The organism is Empedobacter sp. UBA7620, assembly GCF_002484185.1.
Taxonomy (GTDB): domain Bacteria; phylum Bacteroidota; class Bacteroidia; order Flavobacteriales; family Weeksellaceae; genus Empedobacter; species Empedobacter falsenii_C.
Genome location: NZ_DLJI01000053.1, coordinates 14,931 through 38,954 on the forward strand (window position 1 = coordinate 14,931; position 24,024 = coordinate 38,954).

Here is a 24,024-nt window from a genome sequence, read left to right on the forward strand (position 1 = left end):
TTTTCAATACAAAAATAATAAACCTTTTTACATAAATACTATTTGATGATATTTATGTGTTTTCAGAACAGTTTTTTAGATTAATCAAAATCTCGTAATTTCGCGCAAAATATATCCGAAATGGGAAAAGATAAAATCAGAAGATTTAACGAAAATAAAACTTTTCAGAATGTTGTTCAACCAACACGAGAAGAGGCGATTAATGAGTTTGCATTAAAAGGAAATTGGAACAAAGAATTTTTCAAGAACGATAATCCAATTGTGTTAGAACTTGGATGCGGAAAAGGAGAATATACAGTTGCAATGGCGCGTCGTGACAAGGATCGTAATTTTATCGGAGTAGATATTAAAGGATCAAGATTTTGGCGTGGTGCTAAGACTTGTTTGGATGAAGGAATAGAAAATGCTGGATTTCTTCGAACTCAAATCGAAATTATCGATCATCTTTTTGCAGAAAATGAAGTGAGCGAAATTTGGATTACTTTCCCAGATCCACAGATTAAATACAGAAGAACAAAACATCGTTTGACAGATCCTGAATTTTTGAGACGTTACAATACAATCTTGAAACCAGAAGGAACAGTAAACTTGAAAACGGATTCTGAATTTTTACATGGGTATACACATGGTGTTATTCACATCGAAGGTCACGAAGTGATTCGTTCTACACACGATGTTTATCATCCAGATCATTCGGATATTCCTGCAATTGTAACTGAAGTACAAACATATTACGAATCGAAGTTTTTGGAAGAAGGTAAAAAGATTACCTATATAAAGTTTCAATTAAAATATTAATAAAAAATCCATCGACAGATGGATTTTTTATTTAAAATAAATTTCATAAAGATTTATTAATCATATATTTGTTGTAACACTAATATGATTTTATGAAAAATAAATTTTTATTCCTTACACCTTTTTTATTCCATGCTATTTTTTCTTTTGGGCAATCCAAAGAAAACTTCATTTTTGCGACAATGGAGACAGATAACGCAATTCTTTTACAAAAAAATTATGCAGATTCAATTGATATAATATCTTCGAAAGATAATTTATCTGCAATTTATTTTCATCCTGCAATTGCTGAAAGTTTGCACGGAAAATTTGCGCATGGACATGGTTATGTTTTTAGAAATACGAAAGAAGATGCACTTGAATCACTTGAATCACTTCAAGAAAAGTTATCTCAGAAAAAAGCTCCTTTCAATTATACAATAACAGAACAAGCCTTTATTAACAAGGTTTTGAACGATGTTGATGTGAAAGAAATTGAGAAAACAATTTTGATGTTAGAAGGTTTCAAAACGCGTTATCATACACGACAAGAAGCAAATGATGCGGTTCTTAAATTGAAAAATGTTTGGGAAAAAATGATTGTTGATGCAGGGAGAGTAGATGTCGCCGTAAAAATCGTTGATCATGTGAATACACCAATGAAATCGTTGATTTTGACTTTTTCTGGAAGTGAAAAGAAAGATGAATTTGTTATTATTGGAGGTCATGCCGATTCTACTGTTGGTTGGGTAGCAGACCAAACTTATGCGCCAGGAGCAGATGATAATGCATCGGGAATTGCAACAATTACAGAAGTTTTGCGTGTATTGTTAAAAAATAATTTTAAACCGCAACGAACTACCGAAATTATGGCTTATGCAGCAGAAGAAATAGGTTTGGTAGGATCGAAAGAAATTGCGCAGAAATACGCTTCGGAGAATAAAAATGTAATAGGTTATGTACAATTTGATATGACTAATTACAAAGGTTCTGCAAAGGATGTTGTGTTAATGACTGATTATTATTGTGATGCAAACCTTAATTCTTTTTTGATGCAATTGATGGACGAATATAATAAAACGGGTTTACATCAATTTACATACGATACGTCAAAATGTGGTTATGGATGTTCAGATCATGCGAGTTGGTCGGAAAATGGTTATGCGGCGACTTTACCTTTCGAGTCTAAAATGGGAGAAGATAATCCTAATATACACACAACCGGAGACACTTATGCGTTTATGGGAAGTACATCTATGCATGCGGCGAAGTTTACAAAATTAGGGATAGAATATATAGTTGAAGCTGCTAAAACCTCGACTTTAGGTACAAATGATATTGATGAAAATTGGTCTAAAATTTATGTTTCAAATAAAATATTAAATTATCAACTAAATTTTAAATCACCAATTTCGATCAAAATAATTGATGCAACAGGACGAATGATTAAAACGATAAATACAGAAAATTCTAACGGAAGTGTAAATCTTTCTAATTTATCTACAGGATTTTATGTTGCAAGATTTCAAGATGAGAATGGAAATAGTGTTTCGCATAAATTTGTGATGAAGTAATTTCATTATAAATAAAAAACAAAAAGCAAGCTGAAAAAAGCTTGCTTTTATATTTTTGAAATTTATCTAAATCTTAGTCATTCAAACTTTGTAGGTAAGAAACCCAACCTAACGTTTGGTATTCTTTTGCCGCAGTTTTTACATCAGCAGCTTTGTAAATTCCACGACCAACAATCATAAAGTCTGTGTGGTAATTTTTGAAAACTAATTCTGGCGTATTATACTGTTGTCCTTTGCTATCTCCAGTCGAAGAAATATTAACACCAGGCGTAAACAATAACAAGTTATCAGGAATTTGGCGTTGTGCAACAGCTCCTAAAACATTTCCAGATTGTTCCGAAACATTAATTGCTTTTGTAAAGTAATAATCATCAGTCAATGTTCCTTTCGAAGACATTTCAACAATTGTGATAACTCCGGTATTTTCGAAAACTTTTAATGATTCTAAACCTCCAATTGGATGAACAGTTACTAAATCTGCCCAATCAGAAATTTTGTAAATCGATTTCTTAAATTGTAATTCTTGCGTATTTCCAATATCTCCAAACTTGCGATCTTCGAATAATAAGAATTCTTTTTCACGTGCGATTTTTTTCAACTCAACAATTAAGTTATCCGAAAAATCTTGAATAATATCTGAATGTAATTTTAACGCAACAATATGATCACCAACCTTTTTAGCGAAATCTGTAATTTCTTCAGAAGTAATTAAATCTGCAGAAGCAATTAAGTTAGATTGTTTTTTCAATGCTAATTCAACCAAACGTTTTCCAACTGGATGTACAATTTTTTTGTTTTCCAATGCAATACGTTGTTTTGCAGGAACCGCTTCTGGAGGTAGAGCTAAAAAGTCTTTGATTTTTTTCGCTTCATCATCACTTAAACGGTGATATTTATGTAAAATATCGATTACCTCGTGAATTGTAAATAACGTTTTCACATTGTAACCTTGTTCTTTCAATTTTTCAGATCCACCTTGCGCACGATCTAAAACAACCACCAAATCTTTTACACGTAAACCTTCGCGCTCAACTTGATCAATTGTTTCTAATAAAGATTGTCCAGAAGTAATTACATCTTCGACCAAAAGACAAGATTGTCCTTCCGCAAAAACACCTTCTACCATACGTTTAGTACCGTAACCTTTGTTTTCTTTACGTTTGATAATCAAAGGAATATTCGATGTTAAACTCATTGTAGTCGCCATTGGCAAAGCTGCATAAGGCACACCACAAATCAAGTCGTATTCTACATCTTCAACTAAATCTAATAAGTTATTTGCTAAAGTTTTTAGTAATTGTGGACTCGAAGCTAAAGGTCTTAAATCGACATAGAAAGGAGATTCTATACCACTTTTTAAAGTAAAATTTCCAAATTTTATAATTCCCAGCTCATAAGCTTTCAATAAAAAATCTTCTCTTGGTTGCATCTGTGTAATGTTTGAGCAAAGTTAATAGGTTTTTGAGTCATTTATGGCATTTTCACGAAAATTAATTTTAAGATGAATAAAAATTGAATATTTATACTGATTTGATTTATAATTTGTTCGAAAAGTGAAATATTATAAATTCTGAAATAATTTTTCTAATTAAGAAACATTCAATTTGGAGCCGTTTTAGATGAAAACTTCATAAAATAACTTTACTTTTGAAATCTATACAAACACAAATGAAAAAATATATATTCGCTAGCATCGCTTTTGTAAGTATGTTGGTTTCGGCACAAGAAACGCCTTTCAAATTCAAAGAATTAGTTAATAATTCTGCACTTCCTATTATTTCGCAAGGAAAAACGGGAACTTGTTGGTCATTTTCGACAACTTCTTTTTTAGAATCGGAAGTGAAACGTTTGACAGGAAAAGATGTCGATTTATCGGAAATGTATAATGTACGTTTTACTTACCCTGTAAAAGCTTATAATTATGTATATCGCCAAGGAAAAGCGCAATTTAGTGAAGGAGGTTTGTCGCATGATGTGTTAAATTCGGTTCGTAAAAATGGATTAGTTCCAAACGAAGTTTATGCAGGTTTTGCGAATGGAACAGATGTAAAACATAACCACGAAATGTTGGTAAAGGATTTGAAAGTTGGATTAGATTCGATTGTAAAAAATCCTAAAAAATATTTAACAGCAGATTGGAAATCAAAATTTGATCAAAAATTGAATGATAAATTAGGTGTTCCTCCGACAAAATTCAAATTCGAAGGAAAAGAATATACGCCACAAGAATTTGCAAAATTTTTGAAAATTAATCCAGATGATTATGTCACATTAACATCTTTTCAGCAAGCGCCATATTATTCACAATTTATTTTACAAGTGCCAGATAATTTTTCAAATGGTTCATATTATAATTTACCGTTAGATGAATACATGAAAGTCTTGGACGAAGCGTTATATAAAGGATATACAGCAGCTTTTGATACAGATGTTTCTGAAAAAACATTTTCTAAAAAGTATGGAATGGCAATTTGGCCTTCAGAAGGTTTAGAATCAGATTATTTTGTTCAGATTTTACCTGAAAAATGGGTGACGGCTGATGAGCGTCAAAAAGGTTTTGAAGATTATTCGACAGAAGATGATCATTTAATGCATATTACGGGAATTTTGAAAGATCAATTGGGAAATCAATATTATGATGTCAAAAATTCTTGGGGAACAACAGATTTAGGAAATAATGGACATATTTATATGTCGAAACCATTTTTCAGAATGAAATCAATTGCTTTTACAGTGCACAAAGATGCGTTGTCAAAAGAAGTGAAAAAGCAATTAGGTATAAAATAAAACCACTCACAAATGAATACATTAGAACAAGCGATTGAAAAGTTAGATTATAAAGGTTATTTGGATGTAGAAATCCCAAAAGGAACCGATTTGATTGCGGAAATCAATAAATTACGCAAAGAGAAAAATGCGGTGATTTTAGCGCATTATTATCAATCTGGAGAAATTCAGGATTTAGCAGATTATTTAGGCGATTCGTTACAATTGGCGCGTGCAGCTGCAAAAACTGAAGCTGATATGATTGTTTTTTGTGGTGTTCATTTTATGGCGGAAGCCGCAAAGATTCTGAATCCGTCTAAAAAAGTTGTTTTACCCGATACAAAAGCAGGTTGTTCTTTGGCAGATTCTTGTTCGGCAGAAGGTTTGCGTGGTTTGCGTGAGCAACATCCAAATGCAATTGTGGTAAGTTATATCAATTGTGATGCGGGTGTTAAAGCAGAATCAGATATTATTGTCACTTCTTCGAATGCGGAAGCGATTATTAATTCGTTGCCAGAAGATCAAGAAATTATTTTTGCGCCAGATCGTAATTTAGGTCGATACTTAAATCAAGTTTGTAATCGCAAAATGATTTTGTGGGACGGCGCTTGTATCGTACACGAAGCGTTTTCATTGGAAAGAATAGCGCAGCAAATGGCTGATCATCCAAATGCAAAATTAATTGCGCATCCAGAAGCGCAAGAAGATCTATTGAAGTTTGCACATTTTATTGGTTCTACTTCTCGTTTGTTAGATTATGTGGTAGAAAATGATGCGCAAGAATTTATTGTTGCAACGGAAGAAGGAATTTTACACGAAATGCAAAAACTTGCTCCGAATAAAACATTAATTCCAGCTTTGGTTCAAGATGAATCGTGTAATTGTTCTGAATGTTTTTACATGAAACTTTCTACTTTAGAAAAGTTGTACTTATGTATGAAATATGAATTGCCAGAAATACAAATCGAAGAAGATTTACGTGTAAAAGCGTTGGCTTCGATTAATCGTATGTTAGAATTATCTGAAAAAATAAAATAATGGCGATTCAAGATGTTTTAGTAATTGGTTCTGGAATTGCCGGACTTTCTTATGCGCTGAAAATTGCGATTCGTTATCCCGATGCAAAAATTACAATTGTAACAAAAGCAAACGAAGACGAAACAAATACAAAATATGCACAAGGTGGAGTTGCTGTGGTAAGTGATTTCGAAAAGGATAGTTTTGAAAAACATATCGAAGATACACTTCGTGCAGGAGATGGTTTGTGTAAGTTAGAAGCGGTTGAGGTTGTCGTAAAAGAAGCGCCAGAACGCATCAATGAAATTATTGATTGGGGTGTTCGTTTCGATAAAAATCATGAGGGGATTTATGATTTAGGTCGAGAAGGAGGTCATACCGAAAACCGAATCGTTCATCACAAAGATATTACGGGTTGGGAAATTGAACGTGCAATGCTCGAAGCAATAAAATCTTACCCAAATATCAAAATGCTAACACATCATTTCGTAGTTGATTTAATTACAGAACATCATCTTCGTCAAGATAATACAGATAAAATAACATGTTTTGGTGCATATATTTTAGATTTGAATACCGATAAAGTTGAGCAACATTTAGCCAAAGTAACTTTGTTAGCAACTGGCGGAGTTGGTCATGTTTATAAAAATACAACGAATCCTATTATTGCAACTGGTGACGGAATTGGGTTGGCTCGACGTGCGAAAGCAACCGTTTCGGGAATGCAATTTATTCAGTTTCATCCAACAGCTTTTTACAGTGAGTTTGATGGGCAATTGTTTCTGATTTCGGAAGCAGTTCGTGGTTTTGGAGCAAAATTGCGTACAAAAGATGGCGAATTGTTTATGCATAAATATGATGAACGTGAAGAATTGGCTTCGCGTGATATTGTGGCGCGTGCGATTGACAACGAAATGAAATTGCGTGGAGATGATTATGTTTATATTGATTGTCGACATTTAGAGAAAGAAAAATTCTTGGAGCATTTCCCGAATATTTACGAAAAATGTAAATCCGAAGGTTACGATATGTTTACCGAATTGGTTCCGGTTGTTCCAGCTTCGCATTATTTGTGCGGTGGAATAGACGTCGATTTAGAAGGAAAAACATCTATCGAGAATTTGTTTGCGGTTGGCGAATGTTCGAATACAGGTTTACATGGTGCAAATCGTTTGGCTTCGAATTCGTTGTTAGAAGCGATGGTTTTTGGTCATCGTGCAGCGTTAAAAACGGTCGATTTATTAAATGATAATCAATTTTCGATTTATAATTTTGAGTTTCCAGAATGGAACGAAGAAGGGATGAAAGTGCAAGAAGAATTAGTATTGATTTCTTATTTACGCAAACAATTACAAGCGATGATGAGCGAATTGGTCGGAATTGTACGAAGTGATAATCGTTTGCAAATTGCACAGAATCGTATCAATGAAATTGAGAAAATGGTCAACGAAATTTATTATTTTACGATTGTTTCACCTAAAATTTTAGAACTTCGAAATTTGGTTGATGTAGCACATTTAATCATTGAGCAAAGTATCAATCAAAAAGAAAATCGAGGAACTTTTTACAACAAAGATTTTAATTAATGAAGAAGTTATATCTGTTCGTTACATGTTTTGCAATGAGTTTTTCTTTTGCTCAAAATTCGAAAGAAAAACAAAACGTAAGTTTGACTTTTGGTAAAGAAGCTAAGAAAGCGGTTGTGTATTTTGGTTGCGAAAATTTCAAAGAGAATAGCGAGTTACAAACATGTATGAACAAAAACTTGAATCAAGATATTCAAACTCAAATTTCATTCTTTTCTAATATTGCTGATTATCTTCATATCGAAACTGCTCAATCTAAATTAGGTTTTAAAATTAATGAAGATGGTAATTTTGATGATGTCTCGACTGATGGTTCAAATCCAATTTTTAATAGTGTAGCATTGTCGAGTTTAGTTTTGTTGAACAATAAAATGGAACGAGCTAATTTAAAAATAACGCCTGCAAAAGGAGTTGATGGAAAAGCGGTTGCGATGAAATATACAATGCCTTTACGTTACGAATCGGCAGAAAAAAATAATGATTTTGAAACTTTCCCTTCAGAAAATCGTGTATTGTTTACTTTAAAAACTGATGAAGAAACGATTGAAGTAAGAATTGATAAAGAATTTAATTTAACAACTTTTGGTAATAACGGAAGTCGAGAATATTATTTAGGAAAGTTTTCTAATCTTTTCGAAATGGCTTCTATTGATCCTTATGCAACTGCTTTTGATTCGGCGTTCAAATCTGGAGCAATTGACATTACAAAAGGTAAAATTGATGACAAAGAATATAAACTTCAAATCAAAAACTTCTTCGAAAATGATCCTTCAGTACAAGTGTTGATTACAGTTGTGCGTGAAGAAAACGGTACTTGGGCTGAATATTATGAATACAAAACCAAGAAAGAATTTAATCAATCAAAATTTGCATCCTTAACATATAGATAATGAATTTTCCTCCATATATCACACAAGAAAAATTACAACTTTTTATTCGTCAAGCTTTTTTAGAAGATGTTGGCGATGGCGATCATTCAACGTTAGCGTCGGTTCCGTATGATGCAATTCAAGAAGCGGAATTGAAAGTGAAAGATAACGGAATAATTGCTGGAATTGAATTAGCAAAAATTATTTTCGATACGTTTGATCCATCTTTAAAAATAGAACAATATATAAATGATGGCGATAATGTTCAATTTGGTGATATTGCTTTCAAAGTGAAAGGGTCGTCACAATCAATTTTAACTTGCGAGCGATTAGCGTTGAATTGCATGCAGCGAATGTCTGGTATTGCGACTTATGCACATGAAATGATGGAATTGGTAAGCGGAACAAATGCCAAAATTTTGGATACAAGAAAAACAACACCTAATTTTCGTATGTTAGAAAAATGGGCTGTTAAGATTGGAGGAGCAGAAAATCATCGTTTTGGATTATACGATATGGTGATGTTAAAAGATAATCATGTCGATTTCTGTGGAAATATTACTAAAGCAGTTGTGCAAACCAAAGATTATTTGGAAAAACACCATTTACATCTAAAAATAGAAGTGGAAACACGTAATATGGATGAGGTAAAAGAAGCTTTGAAGGCAAATGTTGATTTTATCATGTTGGATAATTTTGAGCTTGAAACGATGAAAGAAGCCGTTCAATATATAAATGGGCGAGTAAAAACAGAAGCTTCGGGAGGAATTACAAAAGAATCTGTTCGCGCAATTGCCGAAACTGGTGTTGATTTTATTTCTTCTGGTGCGATTATCCATTCTGCTCCTAACTTTGACTTAAGTTTGAAAGCTGTTAAGGTTTGATTTCTTTAACATTTCGATTCTTTTTTATGATTAAGAATACAATACAACAAGTTTTAACGTTAGTTGTATTGTATTTAAATAATTTGTTTTGAAAATTTATTAGTATTAGCTTATAAATAAAAAAGTTATTGAATTTAATTTTATTAATACTGATTCTAAATAATTAATTTTTTCTTGAGTTTTCATCTTTTATCTGAAAAAAAATCAGAGAATGAAGAAAATTAATGTTAAAAATTAACATTTTCGTTATGTTAATTTTTGATAAAATGTTAAATAATCTTTAAAACTTTATACGAATACAAGAGCTAATTTATAATATTGATAATATATAGATTATTTTGAATAAAATATAATAATTAATATTTAAGATGTTAATTGATTTTATAAAATTTTACCATAATTTAACAATAATCTCATTTAAAGTATAGAAATTTGCGGAAGTAAACTTTTAAACTATTTCATAAGATGAGGTTAAACTCAACTAAGCTTTTACTTGTAGGAGCTTTTGCCTTAATGGCATCATTATCTTTCGCCCAAGTTGTTGAACCAACAGATTCTACAAAGGTTGAACAGGGACAAGAAAACGTATCTTTAGGAGAGACATTAATAATTGGAAAAGGAGTTATTGATGTAGAGGAAAATCGTAAAACACCAGTTGCTGTTTCTACAATTACGAAACAAGAAATTCAAGATAAAGCAGTTGGTAATGTAGAGTTCCCTGAAATTATGGCAAATACGCCATCTGTATATGTATCTGATCAATCTGCAGGTTTTGGAGATTCTCACATGTATTTACGTGGATTTACGGAACAAAATACCGCTTTCTTATTGAATGGACAGCCAATCAATGGAATGGAAGACGGTAATATCTATTGGTCTAACTGGTCTGCGATGACTGAAGTTGCAAATGCAGTTCAAATTCAACGTGGTTTAGGATCTTCTAAATTAGCCATTTCGTCTGTAGGTGGTACTGTAAATATTATCACGAAAGCAACAGAAAGAAAACAAGGAGGTTTTGCTCGTTTCGTAGCTGGAAATGACTCTTATTTAGGAGGAACAGTTTCTTATGATACAGGATTACAAGGAAAGTGGGGGTTCTCAGTTTTGTTAAACCATTGGCAAGCGCATCGTAAGTATGCAAAAGGTACAGATGGTAAAGGACAAGCTTATTTTGTTTCTGTAGGATATAAGCCAAGTGAACGTCATAATTTAAACTTTATGATTTTTGGTGCTCCGCAAGAACATGGTCAAAACTATTCTACAAAAAAACAAGCTCAATGGGATAAAGGAGCTGAATTTGGTAGAAAATATAATACAACATATGGTTACTTAGATGGAGAAGGGGTAAACTTAAGAACAAACTATTACCATAAACCTGTAGCGAACTTAAACTGGGACTGGACAATTAATGAAAACATGAATTTGTCTACAGTAGCTTATGCTTCTACTGGTGTTGGAGGAGGGACTTCTGGTGTTGGACGTTCAACAAATTCTGTAAATACAACAATTAATGGGGAAGTTGATTTTGATAAAATAGTTCTTGAAAATGCTACAAATTCTGCATCAACAAATGGAATTTTAGATTATACAAAAGGAAGTGGAATTCGTTCTTCTGTTAATAACCACTTTTGGTATGGAGGTGTAACAAATTTTACATTTGATACAAAAAAAGGATTAACATTTAATGTAGGAGCAGATGTTCGTTTTTATGAAGGACGTCATTTTCAACAAATGGTTAATTTATTTGGGTTAAAAGGATGGAATGAAAAAAATAAATTTTCTGGAGAGACAGTTACTGCAACAGAAACATTTTCTACAAATCCATGGAAAGCATTATTCAAATATGCTGATCCAAGTCAACGTGTAAGTCGTGATTATAGCGAAAAAATTAACTATCAAGGAGGGTTTGGTCAAGTAGAATATTCTGTAGGAGGGTTCTCAGTTTTTGCTCAAGGGGCTGTTTCGAACCAATTTTACCAAAAATTTGATCGTTGGAATTATGGAGGAGTAGAAAAAGCATCAGAAAAAGTAAATAAATTAGGATGGAATGTAAAAGGAGGAATGGCATATTCATTCTTAAAAGATCATGCTGTATTTGTTAACGTAGGTCGATTCTCTCGTCAACCATTCTTAGATAATATCTTCCAATTTAATACTGTTGATTTGCAAGCGCAAGAAGTAGCTAACGAAGAGATTACTGGTTTTGAAGCAGGTTACCGTTACAAAACAAGAAACTTGAATGTTAATGTTAACGTTTACCATACTGAATGGTCTCACCGTTTCTTATATCTAGGAGATATTGCTGTAATAGATCCGGCAGATAATTTAACTGTATTATATACAAAGTCTCAATACGCAACAGACTTAGGACAAACTCATAAAGGTGTTGAAATTGATTTTGATGCTAAAATATCAAGAGCATGGACATTAAGAGGGTTTACTTCTTATGGTGATTGGAAATACAATGACTCTACTCCATATTTTGAAGTAAATAATGAGACAAACGAAGTTTTACCTGGAGGAACTGCTAATATCAATGGTTTCAAAGTTGGGAATGCAGCTCAGTTTACATTCGGAATGGGTACGAAAGTTGACGTAACTAAAAATTTATCATTCGATACAGATTTCAATTACTACGCGAGATTATATGAGAATTTAGATTTTACTAAAGAGAATTTAACTAGTAACAAAGAGCCTGAAAAATTAAGACCTTATGCTAAAGTTGATTTAGGTGCGAGTTATCAAGTTAAATTTGGTTCTCAAAAATTAAGATTTAGAGGAAATATTAAAAACTTATTCAATGACCAATATATCATCAAACAAGATAAAAATGGTTATGGATGGGGATTAGGTAGAACTTGGAATGCAAGTGTTGCATATAGCTTCTAATAAGAATTAGAATTTCTTAACATATTAAAGTGGACTTTGCAATAAGTCCACTTTTTTTATGAAGTATTGTGACTGAATTATTTGTATTAAATTAATAAAACCTTAAAATATAATTTATAATAAATCTAAATAAATTTATTTTAAGAATAATTATTCAATTGTTAATGAATTATTATACATATTGTTTTTTTTAAGTGTTATTGTTTATTTGGTCTGTTTTTGATAAAGAATTAAAATTTTTATTATCTGGTAATTTTATTTTAATTAGATTTTCATATTCATAAAATATTAAGAAAAATATTATAATCATTTAAAATTGATTTTTTAAGTAATAATTATTCTTAATTAACATAACGTTTGTAGTCATTTTAACATATATACACCTCAACTTTGCAGCGGTAAACATTTAAACTATTTCATAAGATGAGGTTAAACTCAGTAAAGCTTTTATTAGTAGGAGCTTTTGCCTTAACGGCATCATTATCTTTCGCTCAAGTTGTTGAACCAACAGATTCTACAAAGGTTGAACAAGACGAAAATGTATCTTTAAGTGAAACATTAATCATTGGTAAAGGTGTAATCGACGTTACAGAGAATCGTAAGACTCCTGTTGCTTCTACAGTTATTACAAGAGAGGAAATCCTTGATAAAGGAGTTGGAAATGTAGAATTTCCAGAATTATTAAAAAATTCGCCATCTATTTATGTTGCAGACCAAGCTTCAGGTTTTGGAGATGCAAAAATGTATATGCGTGGTTTTGATCAATCAAATACTGCTTTCTTATTGAATGGGCAACCAATCAACGGAATGGATAACGGTAGTTTATATTGGTCAAACTGGCAGTCTGTTTCTGATATTGCAAATGTTATTGATTCTCAACGTGGTTTAGGATCTTCAAAATTAGCTATTTCTTCTGTTGGAGGAACTGTAAATATCGTAACAAAAGCTACTGAGAAAAAAGAAGGTGGTTTTGTACGTTACTTAACAGGTAACGATTCATACCAAAAACAAACTATTGGTTATAATACAGGTATGAAAGGTAAATGGGGTGCTTCATTTATGTTTGATAACTGGTCTGCTCACAGAAGTTTTGCACGTGGAACAGAAGGTAAAGGTCAATCTTACTTTGTTTCTGTAGGTTTCAAACCAAATGCACGTCATACATTCAACTTTATGATTTTTGGTGCTCCACAAGAACATGGTCAGAACTATTCTAAACCAATGGATACTCAATATCGTAATATTAAAGTTAATGGTGTAAATAAAAGTATTATTGCAACTCCAGGTTATGATATTACGGGTCGCTTAGGAAACTCTAACTATGGTTTCTATAATGGAGAATCTTTATCTGCTAAAACAAACTATTATCACAAACCAGTAGCTAACTTAAACTGGGATTTTACAATTAACGAAAACTTGTCTTTGTCTACAGTGATTTATGCATCTACTGGTACAGGAGGAGGGACAAGTACTTTAGGTAATGGTCCTGGATATACTGATGGAGGTTATAAATCTAATGGAGAAATTGATTGGGATGTAATAGCAGCGAAGAATCAAGAATTAAAAGATGGAATTTCTAATGGAAATAACGGAACTGTTTTAGCTTCTTCAGTAAATAATCACTTTTGGTACGGAGGAGTTTCTAACTTAACTTTTGATACAAAAAAAGGTTTTGTATTTAATGTAGGTACAGATTTACGTTTCTACCAAGGGGAACACTATCAACAATTAAATAATTTATTAGGAGCTTCTGGTCGTGCTGCATCTAATGCGCAACGTTCAAAAGACTATGTAGTTGATAAAACTTTCAGCTCAAGCCCTTGGAATTCTTTATTCAATAGAGCTAAACATAGTGAGAGAATTGGATTTGATAATTCAGAGAGAATTAACTATCAAGGTTTCTTTGGACAAGCTGAATACTCAAACGAATTATTCTCAGCATTCTTTCAAGGAGCTTTATCTTGGCAAGAGTATGAAAAATATGATAACTGGAACTATACTGCAGAATCTGCAGAAAAACAAGGAATCAAATTCAAAAACGGTAAAGCTTATTCAGGTGAGCGTACAGAAATTGGTTATAATTTAAAAGCTGGTTTCTCTATTAATTTAAATAAAGAAAATAGCGTTTTTGTTAATGGAGGTAAATATTCTCGTCAACCATATTTAAATAATATGTTTGTACGTAATACAGTTACTTTTGTAGATCCAACAGTTAAAAATGAAGAGATTCAAAGTGTTGAAGCTGGTTACCGTTACAAAACTCGTACATTAAGAGTTAATGTGAATGCATATTACACTGAATGGGATAATAGAGCAGATACTTACAACGATAGAGATTTTACAGATGCTAATGGTTTAGTACACTCTAATGTTCGTTATTTATTAAATAATTTATCTCAAGTACACAAAGGTTTAGAGGTAGATTTTGATGCTAAAGTAACACGTGATTGGACAGTTAGAGGTTATGCTTCTGCAGGAGATTGGAGATACCAAGGAGATTTTACTTACCAAGTTCAAGATACAGATACACAAGAGATTGTAGCTGGAACAGAGAATGGTAAAGGTAACTTAGACGGTGTAAGAGTAGGTAATGCAGCTCAATTTACATTTGGTATGGGTACTAAAGTTAAAGTAACAAAAGCTTTATCTTTTGATACAGATTTTAACTACTATGCTCGTTTATATGAAAACGTAAACGTTGCTGATGTTGCAAAAGCAAATATTAATGGACAAGTCTACAAAAATGCAAGTATTAGCCCATTTGCTACAGTAGATTTAGGAATGTCTTACAACTTTAAAATTACAAATAGTCAATCTATTAAATTTAGAGGTAACATCAAAAACTTATTCAATGATCAATACATTTCTCGTAAAGATAACTACGGTTACTTCTGGGGGAATGGAAGAACTTGGAATGCAGGTGTAACTTACACTTTCTAAGAAATATTTCATTATCATAACAAAAAGACGAACGCTTGTAGTTCGTCTTTTTTTTGTGTTTACCTTTACTAAAATTTTATAGAAAAATGATTCAACCCGATTTTCTAAAAGAAGGTGATAAAATAGCAATTGTTGCGCCAGCAAAACGAATGTTACAAGGCGAATTGGAGGAAGCAATAGACTTAATAAAATCGTGGAAATTGATTCCTGTTCTTGGGAAAAATATTTATGCTGAATATGATTTTGGCTACAAATATGCTGGAACAGATGAAATCAGAACCGAAGATTTTCAATGGGCATTAGATGATGCTGAAATCAAAGCGATTTGGTGCGCACGTGGTGGATATGGTTCAGTAAAAATTATTGATGAATTAGATTTAACCAATTTCAAAAAATCTCCAAAATGGATAATTGGTTATTCTGATATTACTGTTTTTCATAATCATTTTAACCGATTAGGTTTTCAAACAATACATGGTGTTACAGCAAAGAAATTAGCAAATACCGAATATCATCCAACATCTTATCAAAGTGTTTACGAAGCATTGTTTGGACATGAAATTAATTACCAAATTCAATCACATGCTTACAATAATTTAGGCGAAGCAAAAGGAGAATTAATTGGCGGAAATCTTTCGATTGTGTATTCACTTTTGGGGAGCGAATCTGCGATTACAAATCCTTCGGATAAGATTTTATTTTTAGAAGATTGGTTCGAGAATTGGTATGCAGTTGATCGAATGTTGATGAATCTTAAACGCAACGGAATTCTTACTCATGTAAAAGGAATTATTTTAGGAAACTTTACGCATATGGATACCGAAGAAGAAAATGCTGATAACTACAATCATCCATTCGATCCAAAAACTTTTGAAGTCATTTATAGTTTTACAAAAAAAATAAATATTCCAGTAGCTTTCGGATTTCCTGCAGGGCATACAGGTCACAATGTTGCACTAAAAATGGGTGCGAAAGTTCAGTTAAATGTTACTTCAAATAATGTAACTTTGCATCATTATACAAACAAATATGAAACAAGATAATTTAACAGTTATTACTCACCCGTTGGTAAAAGCAAAAATTACGCAAATGCGTGATAAAAACACAACAACGAAAGAATTTGGTGAATTAGTAGACGAAATTTCAGGTTTAATGTGTTACGAAATTACGCGTAACATCGAGCTTGAAGAAGTAGAAGTTGAAACACCAATTATCAAAACAATCGGTTACAAATTAAAAGGAAATGATATGGCTATCGTTCCAATTTTACGTGCTGGATTGGGAATGGTAAAAGGAATTCATCAATTAATTCCAACAGCGAAAGTTGGTCATATTGGGCTTTACCGCGATCATGATACATTACAACCTGTTGAGTATTTGTGTAAGCTCCCAACTGATTTAGATTCTCGCGACGTGATTTTGGTTGATCCAATGTTAGCAACAGGAGGTTCTGCAATCAAAGCAATCGAAATTTTAAAAGAAAAAGGAGCAAAATCTGTTCGTTTGGCTTGTTTAGTTGGTTGTCCAGAAGGAGTGGAAGCGGTACAAAATGTTTATCCAGAAGTTCCAATTTTCTTGGCTGCTTTGGATGAAAAATTGAATGAAAATGGATACATCGTTCCAGGTTTAGGTGATGCTGGAGATCGTTTGTACGGGACAAAATAATTTTTTTGAATGAGTATTAGTTACGATTTCGGAAAAGAAGCAGAAGATTTTGCCGTCAATTATTTAATCCAAAATGGATACAAAATATTGGCTCGAAATTATTTTTTCAGAAAAGCCGAAATCGATATTATTGCTCAATTTGAAAATGAGATTGTTATTATAGAGGTTAAGAGTCGTACTTCAAATTATGTTGCCGAGCCAGAAAGTTCTGTTAACACAAAGAAGAAGAAATTGTTAATTCTTGCCGCAGATGATTTTATTCAGAAAAATAATTTTATTTCTGAGGTAAGATTTGATATTTTAGCACTTTTAAAAAAACAACAATCTTGGAGCGTAAATCATATCAAAAATGCATTTAATGCTTCGGAAATTTAATCAACTTTTATGGAAGTATTTATGAGTCTTTTTGACTTTATTATGCATATCGACCAGCATTTAGCAGAGTTTGCAAATGAGTATGGTTTGTGGCTTTATGCAATTTTATTTTTAATCATTTTCGTGGAAACAGGTGTGGTTGTGATGCCATTTTTACCTGGAGATTCACTGTTGTTTGCGGCAGGTATGTTGGCTGCGCAAGAAACAAATGATATGAATGTGTGGATTATGATTGCAATTCTTTTGGTGGCCGCCATTCTCGGTGATACGTTGAATTATACGATCGGGAAAAAAGTTGGTTACAAAGCAACTAAGGTTAAGATTTTTGGTAAAAATTTCATCCAAGAAGAACATATTAATAAAACGCACGAATTCTACGAAAAATATGGTTCTAAAACCATTGTAATTGCACGTTTTGTACCAATCGTAAGAACTTTAGCGCCTTTCGTTGCAGGAATCGGACGAATGGGATATTCTATTTTCATTACATATAATGTGATTGGAGCTGTGTTATGGGTTGTTGGTTTAACACTTATTGGATACTTTTTAGGAAATATCGAATGGGTTCAAAAGAATTTTTCAAAAGTAATTTTAGGAATAACAATCGTTTCTATACTTCCAATTTTTGTAGAAATTATCAAAGAAAAGTTTGGCAAAAAAAAGATTGCTGAACAAGAATAACAATAAAAAATTAACTCGACTTCGGTCGAGTTTTTTTATACCTTTAAATCATGGAAATTTTAGATTACATACTACATATCGATAAATATTTAGAAACCATTTTGAATGATTATCAAAATTGGTTTTACTTGATTTTGTTTCTCTTAATATTTATCGAAACAGGTTTGGTTGTCATGCCTTTTTTACCTGGCGATTCGCTTTTATTTGCGGCAGGAATGTTGGCTGCGGCTTTTCCAGGTCAACTTAATATTTATATCGTATTAGGTTTGCTTTGGGTTGCGGCGATTGCAGGTGATACGGTCAATTATACGATTGGAAAAACCTTAGGAACGAAATTAGTTACAGCCAAAATTTTCGGAAAACGAATTATTAAAGATTCTGCCATTCAAAAGACCGAAGATTTCTTTACAAAATACGGTTCAAAAACCATTGTAATTGCACGTTTTGTTCCGATTGTAAGAACGCTTGCACCTTTTGTTGCGGGAATTTCTAAAATGCATTATGGCACATTTATTAAATATAATTTTATAGGTGGAACAATTTGGGTTTTCGGGATTACATTGGCTGGATATTTCCTTGGAACAATTCCATTTATCAAAAACAATTTCGAGATAGTTGTCATGGCAATTATTGTTTTTTCTTTAGTTCCGATTGTTGTAGAATTCGTCAAAGAGAAAATGAAAAAATAAAAAAATTCCGCAAGATTTTCTTGATGGACATAATATTGAACAAGTTAAAGTTTCGAAACTTTTTATTTGGATTTAGATAATCATTCAAATAATTCGTATCTTCTATTTTTAAAAATATCAATCAATGAAAAACCTATTAATTATTTGTTCTATCCTTTTTTCTTTTGTTGTAAATGCACAACAAGGTTATCCTGTTCCTCCAAAATCAGAAAATAGATTATTTTACATTCAACACAACGACAATAAAAATACGTTTGTTTACGATGCACTTTTTTCGAGCAAAGGAATTTTAGATGATGATAATCCAGTTGATATTTATCGCATTCTTTATGCTGAAGATGGCTCAAAAAAGCCCTTGACTTCTATACAAAAGAAATTGGCATATGGTTTAGATATTAAGAAAATTGAAAAGAATGTTTTTCAGTTGACATTAGTATCTTATCCAACTCAAAAATTAACGCTTAAGCTTGATTCTCAAAAAAATCCAATTGTTCAAACAACTGTTAATAACAAGTTGATAACATTGAATCGCGTTTTCTTAAAACAGAAGAAAGGAACGGCTGGAATTTCGGTAAAGCTTGATTATATTTTATTTTACGGAAAAGATAAAAACGGAAAATCTGTAGAAGAGAAAATTGTTCTCTAAAAAATTCTTCCTAAATTAGAATCTGTTAGACGCAATTTAATAGCATATGATCGAAGTAAGAGAGGTGAATACGCCAAGTGAAATGAAGAAATTTGTCGATTTACCTTTTGAAGTGTATAAAGATAATCCGTATTGGGTGCCTTCTTTAAAGAAAGATGAACTCGCAAGTTTTGATAAAAATAATGCAATTTTTGAGACGGTTGAAGCTAACTATTTTTTAGCTTACAAAGGAAAAGAAGTCGTTGGACGAATTGTTTCGATTATTAATTGGACCGAAGTAAAAGAACTTGGAAAGACTAAAATTCGGTTTGGTTGGTTAGTTTTTAAAGATGATATCAACATTTTAAAAGCTTTATTAACAACTGTTGAAAACATTGCTAAAAATAATAAACTGAGTTATATAGAAGGTCCGATGGGATTTTCGAATATGGATAAAGCTGGATTATTAACAGAAGGATTTGATAAAGTTGCCACTTTGATCGGTTTATATAATTACGAATATTATCCAATATATTTGCAAGAATTAGGTTATCAACCAAAAGCCGAGTGGTTAGAATATTCTATTGATATTGCCAATTTGGGCAAGGTAAAGCAAATGGATAAATTGTGTGAAATGCTCAAAAAACGTTACGAAATAGATACGTATAAATTTGATACAATTGACGAAATGTTACCTTACGTAGATGAGATGTTCGATTTGTTGAATGTGACGTATGCAGAATTGCAAAGTTTTGTTCCGATAGAAAAATTTCAGGTTGAACATTACAAAAAGAAATATCTAAAATTTATTCATCCTGATTTTATTTCGTGTGTAAAAGATAAAAACAACAAAATGATTGCTTTTGCGATTACAATGCCTTCATTTTCGAAAGCATTTCAGAAAACGAAAGGAAAATTGTTTCCATTTGGTTGGTGGCATTTGATGCAAGCGCAAAAAAAGAACGATCATGTCGAATTTTATTTGATAGGAATTGATCCTCATTATCAAAATAAAGGTGTAAATGCCTTGATTTTTAAAGAACTTTATGATCGATTTATAGCAAGAGGGATTAAAACTTTAGAAACGAACCCTTTGCTTGAGGAAAATACAAAAGTGCAACAATTATGGAAAAACTTTGATCCTGTTGTTCACAAGCGACGAAAAACATTTTATAAAAATATAGAAGCATAAAAAAAGGTTAGGATTTTGTCCTAACCTTTTTAATTGAAATAATAATTAATCTTGATTGTCTTCTTTCCAATCTTTGATTGTACTTTCAATTTCTTCTCTAGATTTTCCTGTTTTTTCCTGAATTTTACCTACAACTTCATCGTATTTTCCTTCAGCATAAACTTTGTCATCATCAAACCAATCACCATATTTTTGTTTTACAGCACCTTTGATTCGATTCCATTTTCCTTCTAATTCTAATTTGTCCATAATTTTTTGTTTTATAAGTTGTAAATAGATTTATACTATATGTTGAACAAATATTAAACCATAGATAATGAAATAATTATAAATTAATGTTAAAAAAAATGAAGAATAATTTCCTTAGAAAACTGCGAAGTAAATCAAAATAATGATGATAATAACAACTACTATAAATTCAAAAATGGGGATAGTTCTCCCTCCAGATTTTAAATTTCTTTTTCTTTTCGAATACATACCAAACCAACTTATAACCAAATAATGATCTAAATTTATGAAAAATATTATAAATCATTAGAAAACAATAAATCATAAAAAAAAGACTTTGAAAATATTTCAAAGTCTTTTCTGTTGTACGGGCGGGGAGACTCGAACTCCCACACCTTGCGGCACTAGATCCTAAGTCTAGCGTGTCTACCAATTCCACCACGCCCGCTAAAATCTCACCGATTTGGATTGCAAATATACACAAGTTTTCTTTCTAACAAAATTTCGAAATAAAATTTTTTTAATCTTTTTTTACATTCTAAATTTGTACAAAGCTTTTACAAAAATGGAAATTACAGGAAGAATTAAAAAAGTATTTGAAACTCAAAATATTACTGCAAGTTTCAAGAAAAGAGAATTCGTTGTTACAACGCAAGAACAATATCCACAAGATATTTTAATTGAGCTTACACAAGATAAGACAGACGTGTTGAATGCTTACAAACCTGGTGATGAAGTGAAAGTTTCTATCAACATTCGTGGTCGCGAGTGGGTGAACCCAGAAGGTGTAGCAAGATATTTCAATACAATCCAAGCGTGGAGAATTGAAAATATGGCAAATGCAGCTGCACAAGCACCTCAAGGTTACGATAATTTTGCACCAGCGCCTCCAGTAGATACTTTTTCTAACGGAGATGATGATGATTTACCATTCTAAGGAAAACAAAACATCAATTAATACTAAACGTGTTCTTTATTGGACACGTTTTTTTAATTTTATATAAATTATACACAAAACGATATGTATTGGTTAAGTTCTGATTTAATCTTTCCTGATTACGATGAAGTGAATAGTGAGGGAATTATAGCTGTTGGAGGAAATCTTTCGCCAGAACGCTTAATTCTGGCTTATCAGAAAGGAATTTTTCCTTGGTTTAATGAAGAAGATCCAATTATTTGGTGGTTTCCTCAAGATCGATTTGTCTTGTTTCCAGAAAATTTACATGTTTCGAAATCGATGAAGAAAGTTTTTCGAGATCAAACATTTACGTATTCAGAAAATAAAGCGTTTCGAGAAGTGATTACAAATTGTTCGCAAGCGTATAGAAAAGATCAGGACGGAACGTGGATTACGAATGATATGATCGAAGCATATTGTACGTTACATGAAATGGGAATTGCTAAAAGTATCGAAGTTTGGCAAAACGACGAATTGGTTGGTGGTTTTTATGGAATTGATATGGGCGATATTTTTTGCGGAGAAAGTATGTTTGCGAAAGTAAGCAACGCTTCCAAAGCTGGTTTTATACAATTTGTTGCAAAATATCACAAGAAATATAAATTGATCGATTGTCAGGTTTATACAGAGCATTTAGCGAGTTTGGGTGCAATGGAAATTCCGAGTGATGTTTTTTTGGAATATTTAGAACATAATCAATCAAAATAATATGAAAAAATTTACAGTTGCCGATATAGAAAAAGCACACGAAAAAGTGAAATCTGGAGCAGATTTTCCGAATTATATCAAAGAGATTAAATCTTTAGGCGTTATTGTTTTCGAGACTTGGGTGGTAGATAGTCATACCAATTATTTTGGGACAGATGATTTTGAAACGACTTCTGATACACAATACGATGATTTAATGATTGAAGATGATGTAAATATTGAGAAATTTACAACATATCTAAAAATTCATCAAAAAGGTGAAACAGATTATTTTACATTTTGTAAGCATTGTGCAGAAACAGGCATAGAGAAATGGATTGTTTCTTTAGATAATTATACTTGTACTTATTTTGACAAAAACGGAAACACAATATTAAATGAAAAAATCCCGCATTAATAGCGGGATTTTTTTATGATTTACAATCAGTTTACTTCGTAAAAGTAATTGGATATTTTAAATTACTATATTCGTTAAGATCTGCATTTAATGATCCAACTAATAGTCCAGCTTTTATTTTTAATGGAACTAAGTTATCATCGTCAGAAACCCACATTGTAACCGATTCTGATTCTTTGAAAACACGACCAGATTGTACGTAAGGACGAATTTTGATTGCTGCAATTTTCCCGAATTTTGTTTTTAGGGTTTCACGTCCCAAAACTTTCAATCGAAATTTAAGCGTTTCATCACCAAGAAAAATATTTTCGTTCAAATAATCTCCTGTTTTAAGAGTGGCATGATTGGCATTACGTAAGCTATAAAAAGCAGAAAGTAAATCTTGCGCATCGTACGGAATTGTTTCTGTTGTGACTTTTCCATCTCGTTTATTTTCAACTTTTGCTTTTCTATTGGCATGATCAAAATAATAGATTTGATGACGTTTGTAACTTCCTTCTACAATATTTCGAACAAATTTTGTTGGTTTCAAATCTGTTTTGTCAATATATGATTCGTAATTATCATCTACCTTAAAAAAAGCACGTACCGCACCAGTAGAAGTTCCTTTTCCTACGATATGAAAATGACTTTTTCCGTTCAATGTAGCTTCTTTTACATCAATTGATGCGAAGCCTGCATTCAATCCAGAATAATGAACTCTAAATTTTAGATTTTCGCCAACTTTGTAGTTGTTTTGAGCATTTAAAGGCAATGCAAATGAAAGGATAATAAAAGTAAAAAATAAAATATATTTTTTCATTTTGAATTTTTGGTTTTGAGGTTAAGATTCAAATTGTTTGCCAAAAATAATAAAACGCCTTTATAAATTGATATAAAGGCGTTTTAATTTATGAGAATCTAATGATATTCTAATTTTCTTCTTTTAAGGAAGATATTTGATCTGCTTCAGTTGAAGTTTCAAAATCTGAAACATTGATAACCGAAACAATTTCTGGAACATATTTTTTGATGGTCATTTCAACACCTGACTTTAAGGTCATTTGGTTGACAGAACATGCTATACATGCACCTGTAAGGCGAACTTTTACAATATTATCTTCTACAGATACTAATTCGATATCGCCTCCATCTGAATTTAAGAATGGTCTAATTTCAGTTAAGGCCTTTTCAACTTCTGAATATTTTTCTTCTGGAGTCATGA

At 31.9% G+C, this 24,024-nt stretch carries 23 protein-coding genes and 1 tRNA gene; 19 read left to right on the plus strand and 5 right to left on the minus strand.

What is annotated here, in order from left to right:
• The first annotated feature begins 120 nt into the window (after positions 1-120).
• Both trmB and B2217_RS13385 read left to right on the plus strand, forming a co-directional pair.
• On the plus strand, positions 121-798 hold the full coding sequence (gene trmB, locus B2217_RS13380; RefSeq protein ID WP_038337121.1) for a tRNA (guanosine(46)-N7)-methyltransferase TrmB: 678 nt from the start codon (positions 121-123) through the stop codon (positions 796-798).
• 92 nt (positions 799-890) lie between these two features.
• Complete coding sequence (locus B2217_RS13385; protein WP_180905403.1) at positions 891-2,351, plus strand: M20/M25/M40 family metallo-hydrolase; 1,461 nt, start codon at positions 891-893, stop codon at positions 2,349-2,351.
• Between the two features lie 73 nt (positions 2,352-2,424).
• Here B2217_RS13385 and B2217_RS13390 read toward each other — a convergent pair whose 3' ends face one another.
• Entirely contained in the window at positions 2,425-3,780 is a 1,356-nt protein-coding gene (locus tag B2217_RS13390) for an orotate phosphoribosyltransferase (RefSeq protein WP_125349589.1), read from the minus strand.
• 239 nt (positions 3,781-4,019) lie between these two features.
• On the opposite strand from B2217_RS13390, the gene B2217_RS13395 reads away from it, so the two are divergent.
• The 14 genes from B2217_RS13395 to B2217_RS13460 all read left to right on the plus strand — a co-directional run bounded on the left by B2217_RS13395 (position 4,020) and on the right by B2217_RS13460 (position 20,529).
• Positions 4,020-5,138 carry a C1 family peptidase gene (locus B2217_RS13395; protein WP_038337115.1) on the plus strand — a complete coding sequence of 373 codons (1,119 nt, stop codon included), beginning with the start codon at positions 4,020-4,022 and terminating at the stop codon, positions 5,136-5,138.
• 12 nt (positions 5,139-5,150) lie between these two features.
• Positions 5,151-6,155, plus strand: coding sequence for a quinolinate synthase NadA (nadA, locus tag B2217_RS13400; protein WP_291068919.1), 1,005 nt, complete (start codon positions 5,151-5,153; stop codon positions 6,153-6,155).
• Positions 6,155-7,720, plus strand: a complete 1,566-nt coding sequence (nadB, locus tag B2217_RS13405; RefSeq protein WP_280049329.1) for an L-aspartate oxidase — start codon at positions 6,155-6,157, stop codon at positions 7,718-7,720. Before nadA ends, nadB begins: the two co-directional genes overlap by 1 nt.
• Complete coding sequence (locus tag B2217_RS13410) at positions 7,720-8,610, plus strand: hypothetical protein (RefSeq protein ID WP_180905401.1); 891 nt, start codon at positions 7,720-7,722, stop codon at positions 8,608-8,610. The genes nadB and B2217_RS13410 overlap by 1 nt, the downstream gene beginning before the upstream one ends.
• Positions 8,610-9,473 (plus strand): carboxylating nicotinate-nucleotide diphosphorylase, encoded by an 864-nt coding sequence (gene nadC, locus B2217_RS13415; protein WP_180905400.1) that lies wholly within the window; start codon positions 8,610-8,612, stop codon positions 9,471-9,473. Before B2217_RS13410 ends, nadC begins: the two co-directional genes overlap by 1 nt.
• Positions 9,474-9,938: 465 nt before the next feature.
• A complete protein-coding gene (locus B2217_RS13420; protein WP_291093827.1) occupies positions 9,939-12,362 on the plus strand; it encodes a TonB-dependent receptor in 2,424 nt (807 codons plus the stop codon).
• A 423-nt stretch (positions 12,363-12,785) separates the two neighbouring features.
• Positions 12,786-15,302 carry a TonB-dependent receptor gene (locus tag B2217_RS13425; RefSeq protein WP_280062775.1) on the plus strand — a complete coding sequence of 839 codons (2,517 nt, stop codon included), beginning with the start codon at positions 12,786-12,788 and terminating at the stop codon, positions 15,300-15,302.
• An 86-nt stretch (positions 15,303-15,388) separates the two neighbouring features.
• On the plus strand, positions 15,389-16,345 hold the full coding sequence (locus B2217_RS13430) for a S66 peptidase family protein (protein ID WP_280062774.1): 957 nt from the start codon (positions 15,389-15,391) through the stop codon (positions 16,343-16,345).
• Positions 16,332-16,967 (plus strand): uracil phosphoribosyltransferase, encoded by a 636-nt coding sequence (gene upp / locus B2217_RS13435; protein WP_125349581.1) that lies wholly within the window; start codon positions 16,332-16,334, stop codon positions 16,965-16,967. Before B2217_RS13430 ends, upp begins: the two co-directional genes overlap by 14 nt.
• Before the next feature lie 9 nt (positions 16,968-16,976).
• Positions 16,977-17,342, plus strand: a complete 366-nt coding sequence (locus B2217_RS13440; RefSeq protein WP_125349580.1) for a YraN family protein — start codon at positions 16,977-16,979, stop codon at positions 17,340-17,342.
• Between the two features lie 9 nt (positions 17,343-17,351).
• Positions 17,352-18,023: a DedA family protein gene (locus B2217_RS13445; protein ID WP_286486557.1), complete on the plus strand. Its 672-nt coding sequence runs from the start codon at positions 17,352-17,354 to the stop codon at positions 18,021-18,023.
• A 50-nt stretch (positions 18,024-18,073) separates the two neighbouring features.
• Positions 18,074-18,712, plus strand: a complete 639-nt coding sequence (locus B2217_RS13450; RefSeq protein WP_291122837.1) for a VTT domain-containing protein — start codon at positions 18,074-18,076, stop codon at positions 18,710-18,712.
• A 124-nt stretch (positions 18,713-18,836) separates the two neighbouring features.
• Positions 18,837-19,358 carry a DUF4833 domain-containing protein gene (locus B2217_RS13455; RefSeq protein ID WP_114998697.1) on the plus strand — a complete coding sequence of 174 codons (522 nt, stop codon included), beginning with the start codon at positions 18,837-18,839 and terminating at the stop codon, positions 19,356-19,358.
• Between the two features lie 46 nt (positions 19,359-19,404).
• Entirely contained in the window at positions 19,405-20,529 is a 1,125-nt protein-coding gene (locus B2217_RS13460; RefSeq protein WP_280035407.1) for a GNAT family N-acetyltransferase, read from the plus strand.
• Between the two features lie 45 nt (positions 20,530-20,574).
• Here the strand turns inward: B2217_RS13460 and B2217_RS13465 are convergent, their stop codons facing one another.
• Positions 20,575-20,778, minus strand: coding sequence for a CsbD family protein (locus B2217_RS13465; protein WP_038336421.1), 204 nt, complete (start codon positions 20,776-20,778; stop codon positions 20,575-20,577).
• A gap of 345 nt (positions 20,779-21,123) precedes the next feature.
• Positions 21,124-21,205, minus strand: a tRNA-Leu gene (locus B2217_RS13470).
• A gap of 117 nt (positions 21,206-21,322) precedes the next feature.
• Between B2217_RS13470 and B2217_RS13475 the strand changes: the two genes are divergently transcribed.
• The 3 genes from B2217_RS13475 to B2217_RS13485 all read left to right on the plus strand — a co-directional run bounded on the left by B2217_RS13475 (position 21,323) and on the right by B2217_RS13485 (position 22,820).
• Positions 21,323-21,694: a DUF3127 domain-containing protein gene (locus B2217_RS13475; RefSeq protein WP_038336420.1), complete on the plus strand. Its 372-nt coding sequence runs from the start codon at positions 21,323-21,325 to the stop codon at positions 21,692-21,694.
• Positions 21,695-21,778: 84 nt separating this feature from the next.
• Entirely contained in the window at positions 21,779-22,423 is a 645-nt protein-coding gene (aat, locus tag B2217_RS13480) for a leucyl/phenylalanyl-tRNA--protein transferase (protein ID WP_280045834.1), read from the plus strand.
• Position 22,424: 1 nt separating this feature from the next.
• Positions 22,425-22,820 carry a DUF1398 domain-containing protein gene (locus B2217_RS13485; RefSeq protein WP_280045833.1) on the plus strand — a complete coding sequence of 132 codons (396 nt, stop codon included), beginning with the start codon at positions 22,425-22,427 and terminating at the stop codon, positions 22,818-22,820.
• A gap of 31 nt (positions 22,821-22,851) precedes the next feature.
• Here B2217_RS13485 and B2217_RS13490 read toward each other — a convergent pair whose 3' ends face one another.
• Both B2217_RS13490 and B2217_RS13495 read right to left on the minus strand, forming a co-directional pair.
• The gene (locus tag B2217_RS13490; RefSeq protein WP_280045832.1) at positions 22,852-23,622 is read right to left on the minus strand and encodes a DUF3108 domain-containing protein; all 771 of its coding nucleotides are present in this window, start codon (positions 23,620-23,622) and stop codon (positions 22,852-22,854) included.
• A 109-nt stretch (positions 23,623-23,731) separates the two neighbouring features.
• On the minus strand, positions 23,732-24,022 hold the full coding sequence (locus tag B2217_RS13495; RefSeq protein ID WP_114998704.1) for a NifU family protein: 291 nt from the start codon (positions 24,020-24,022) through the stop codon (positions 23,732-23,734).
• Positions 24,023-24,024: the final 2 nt, after the last annotated feature.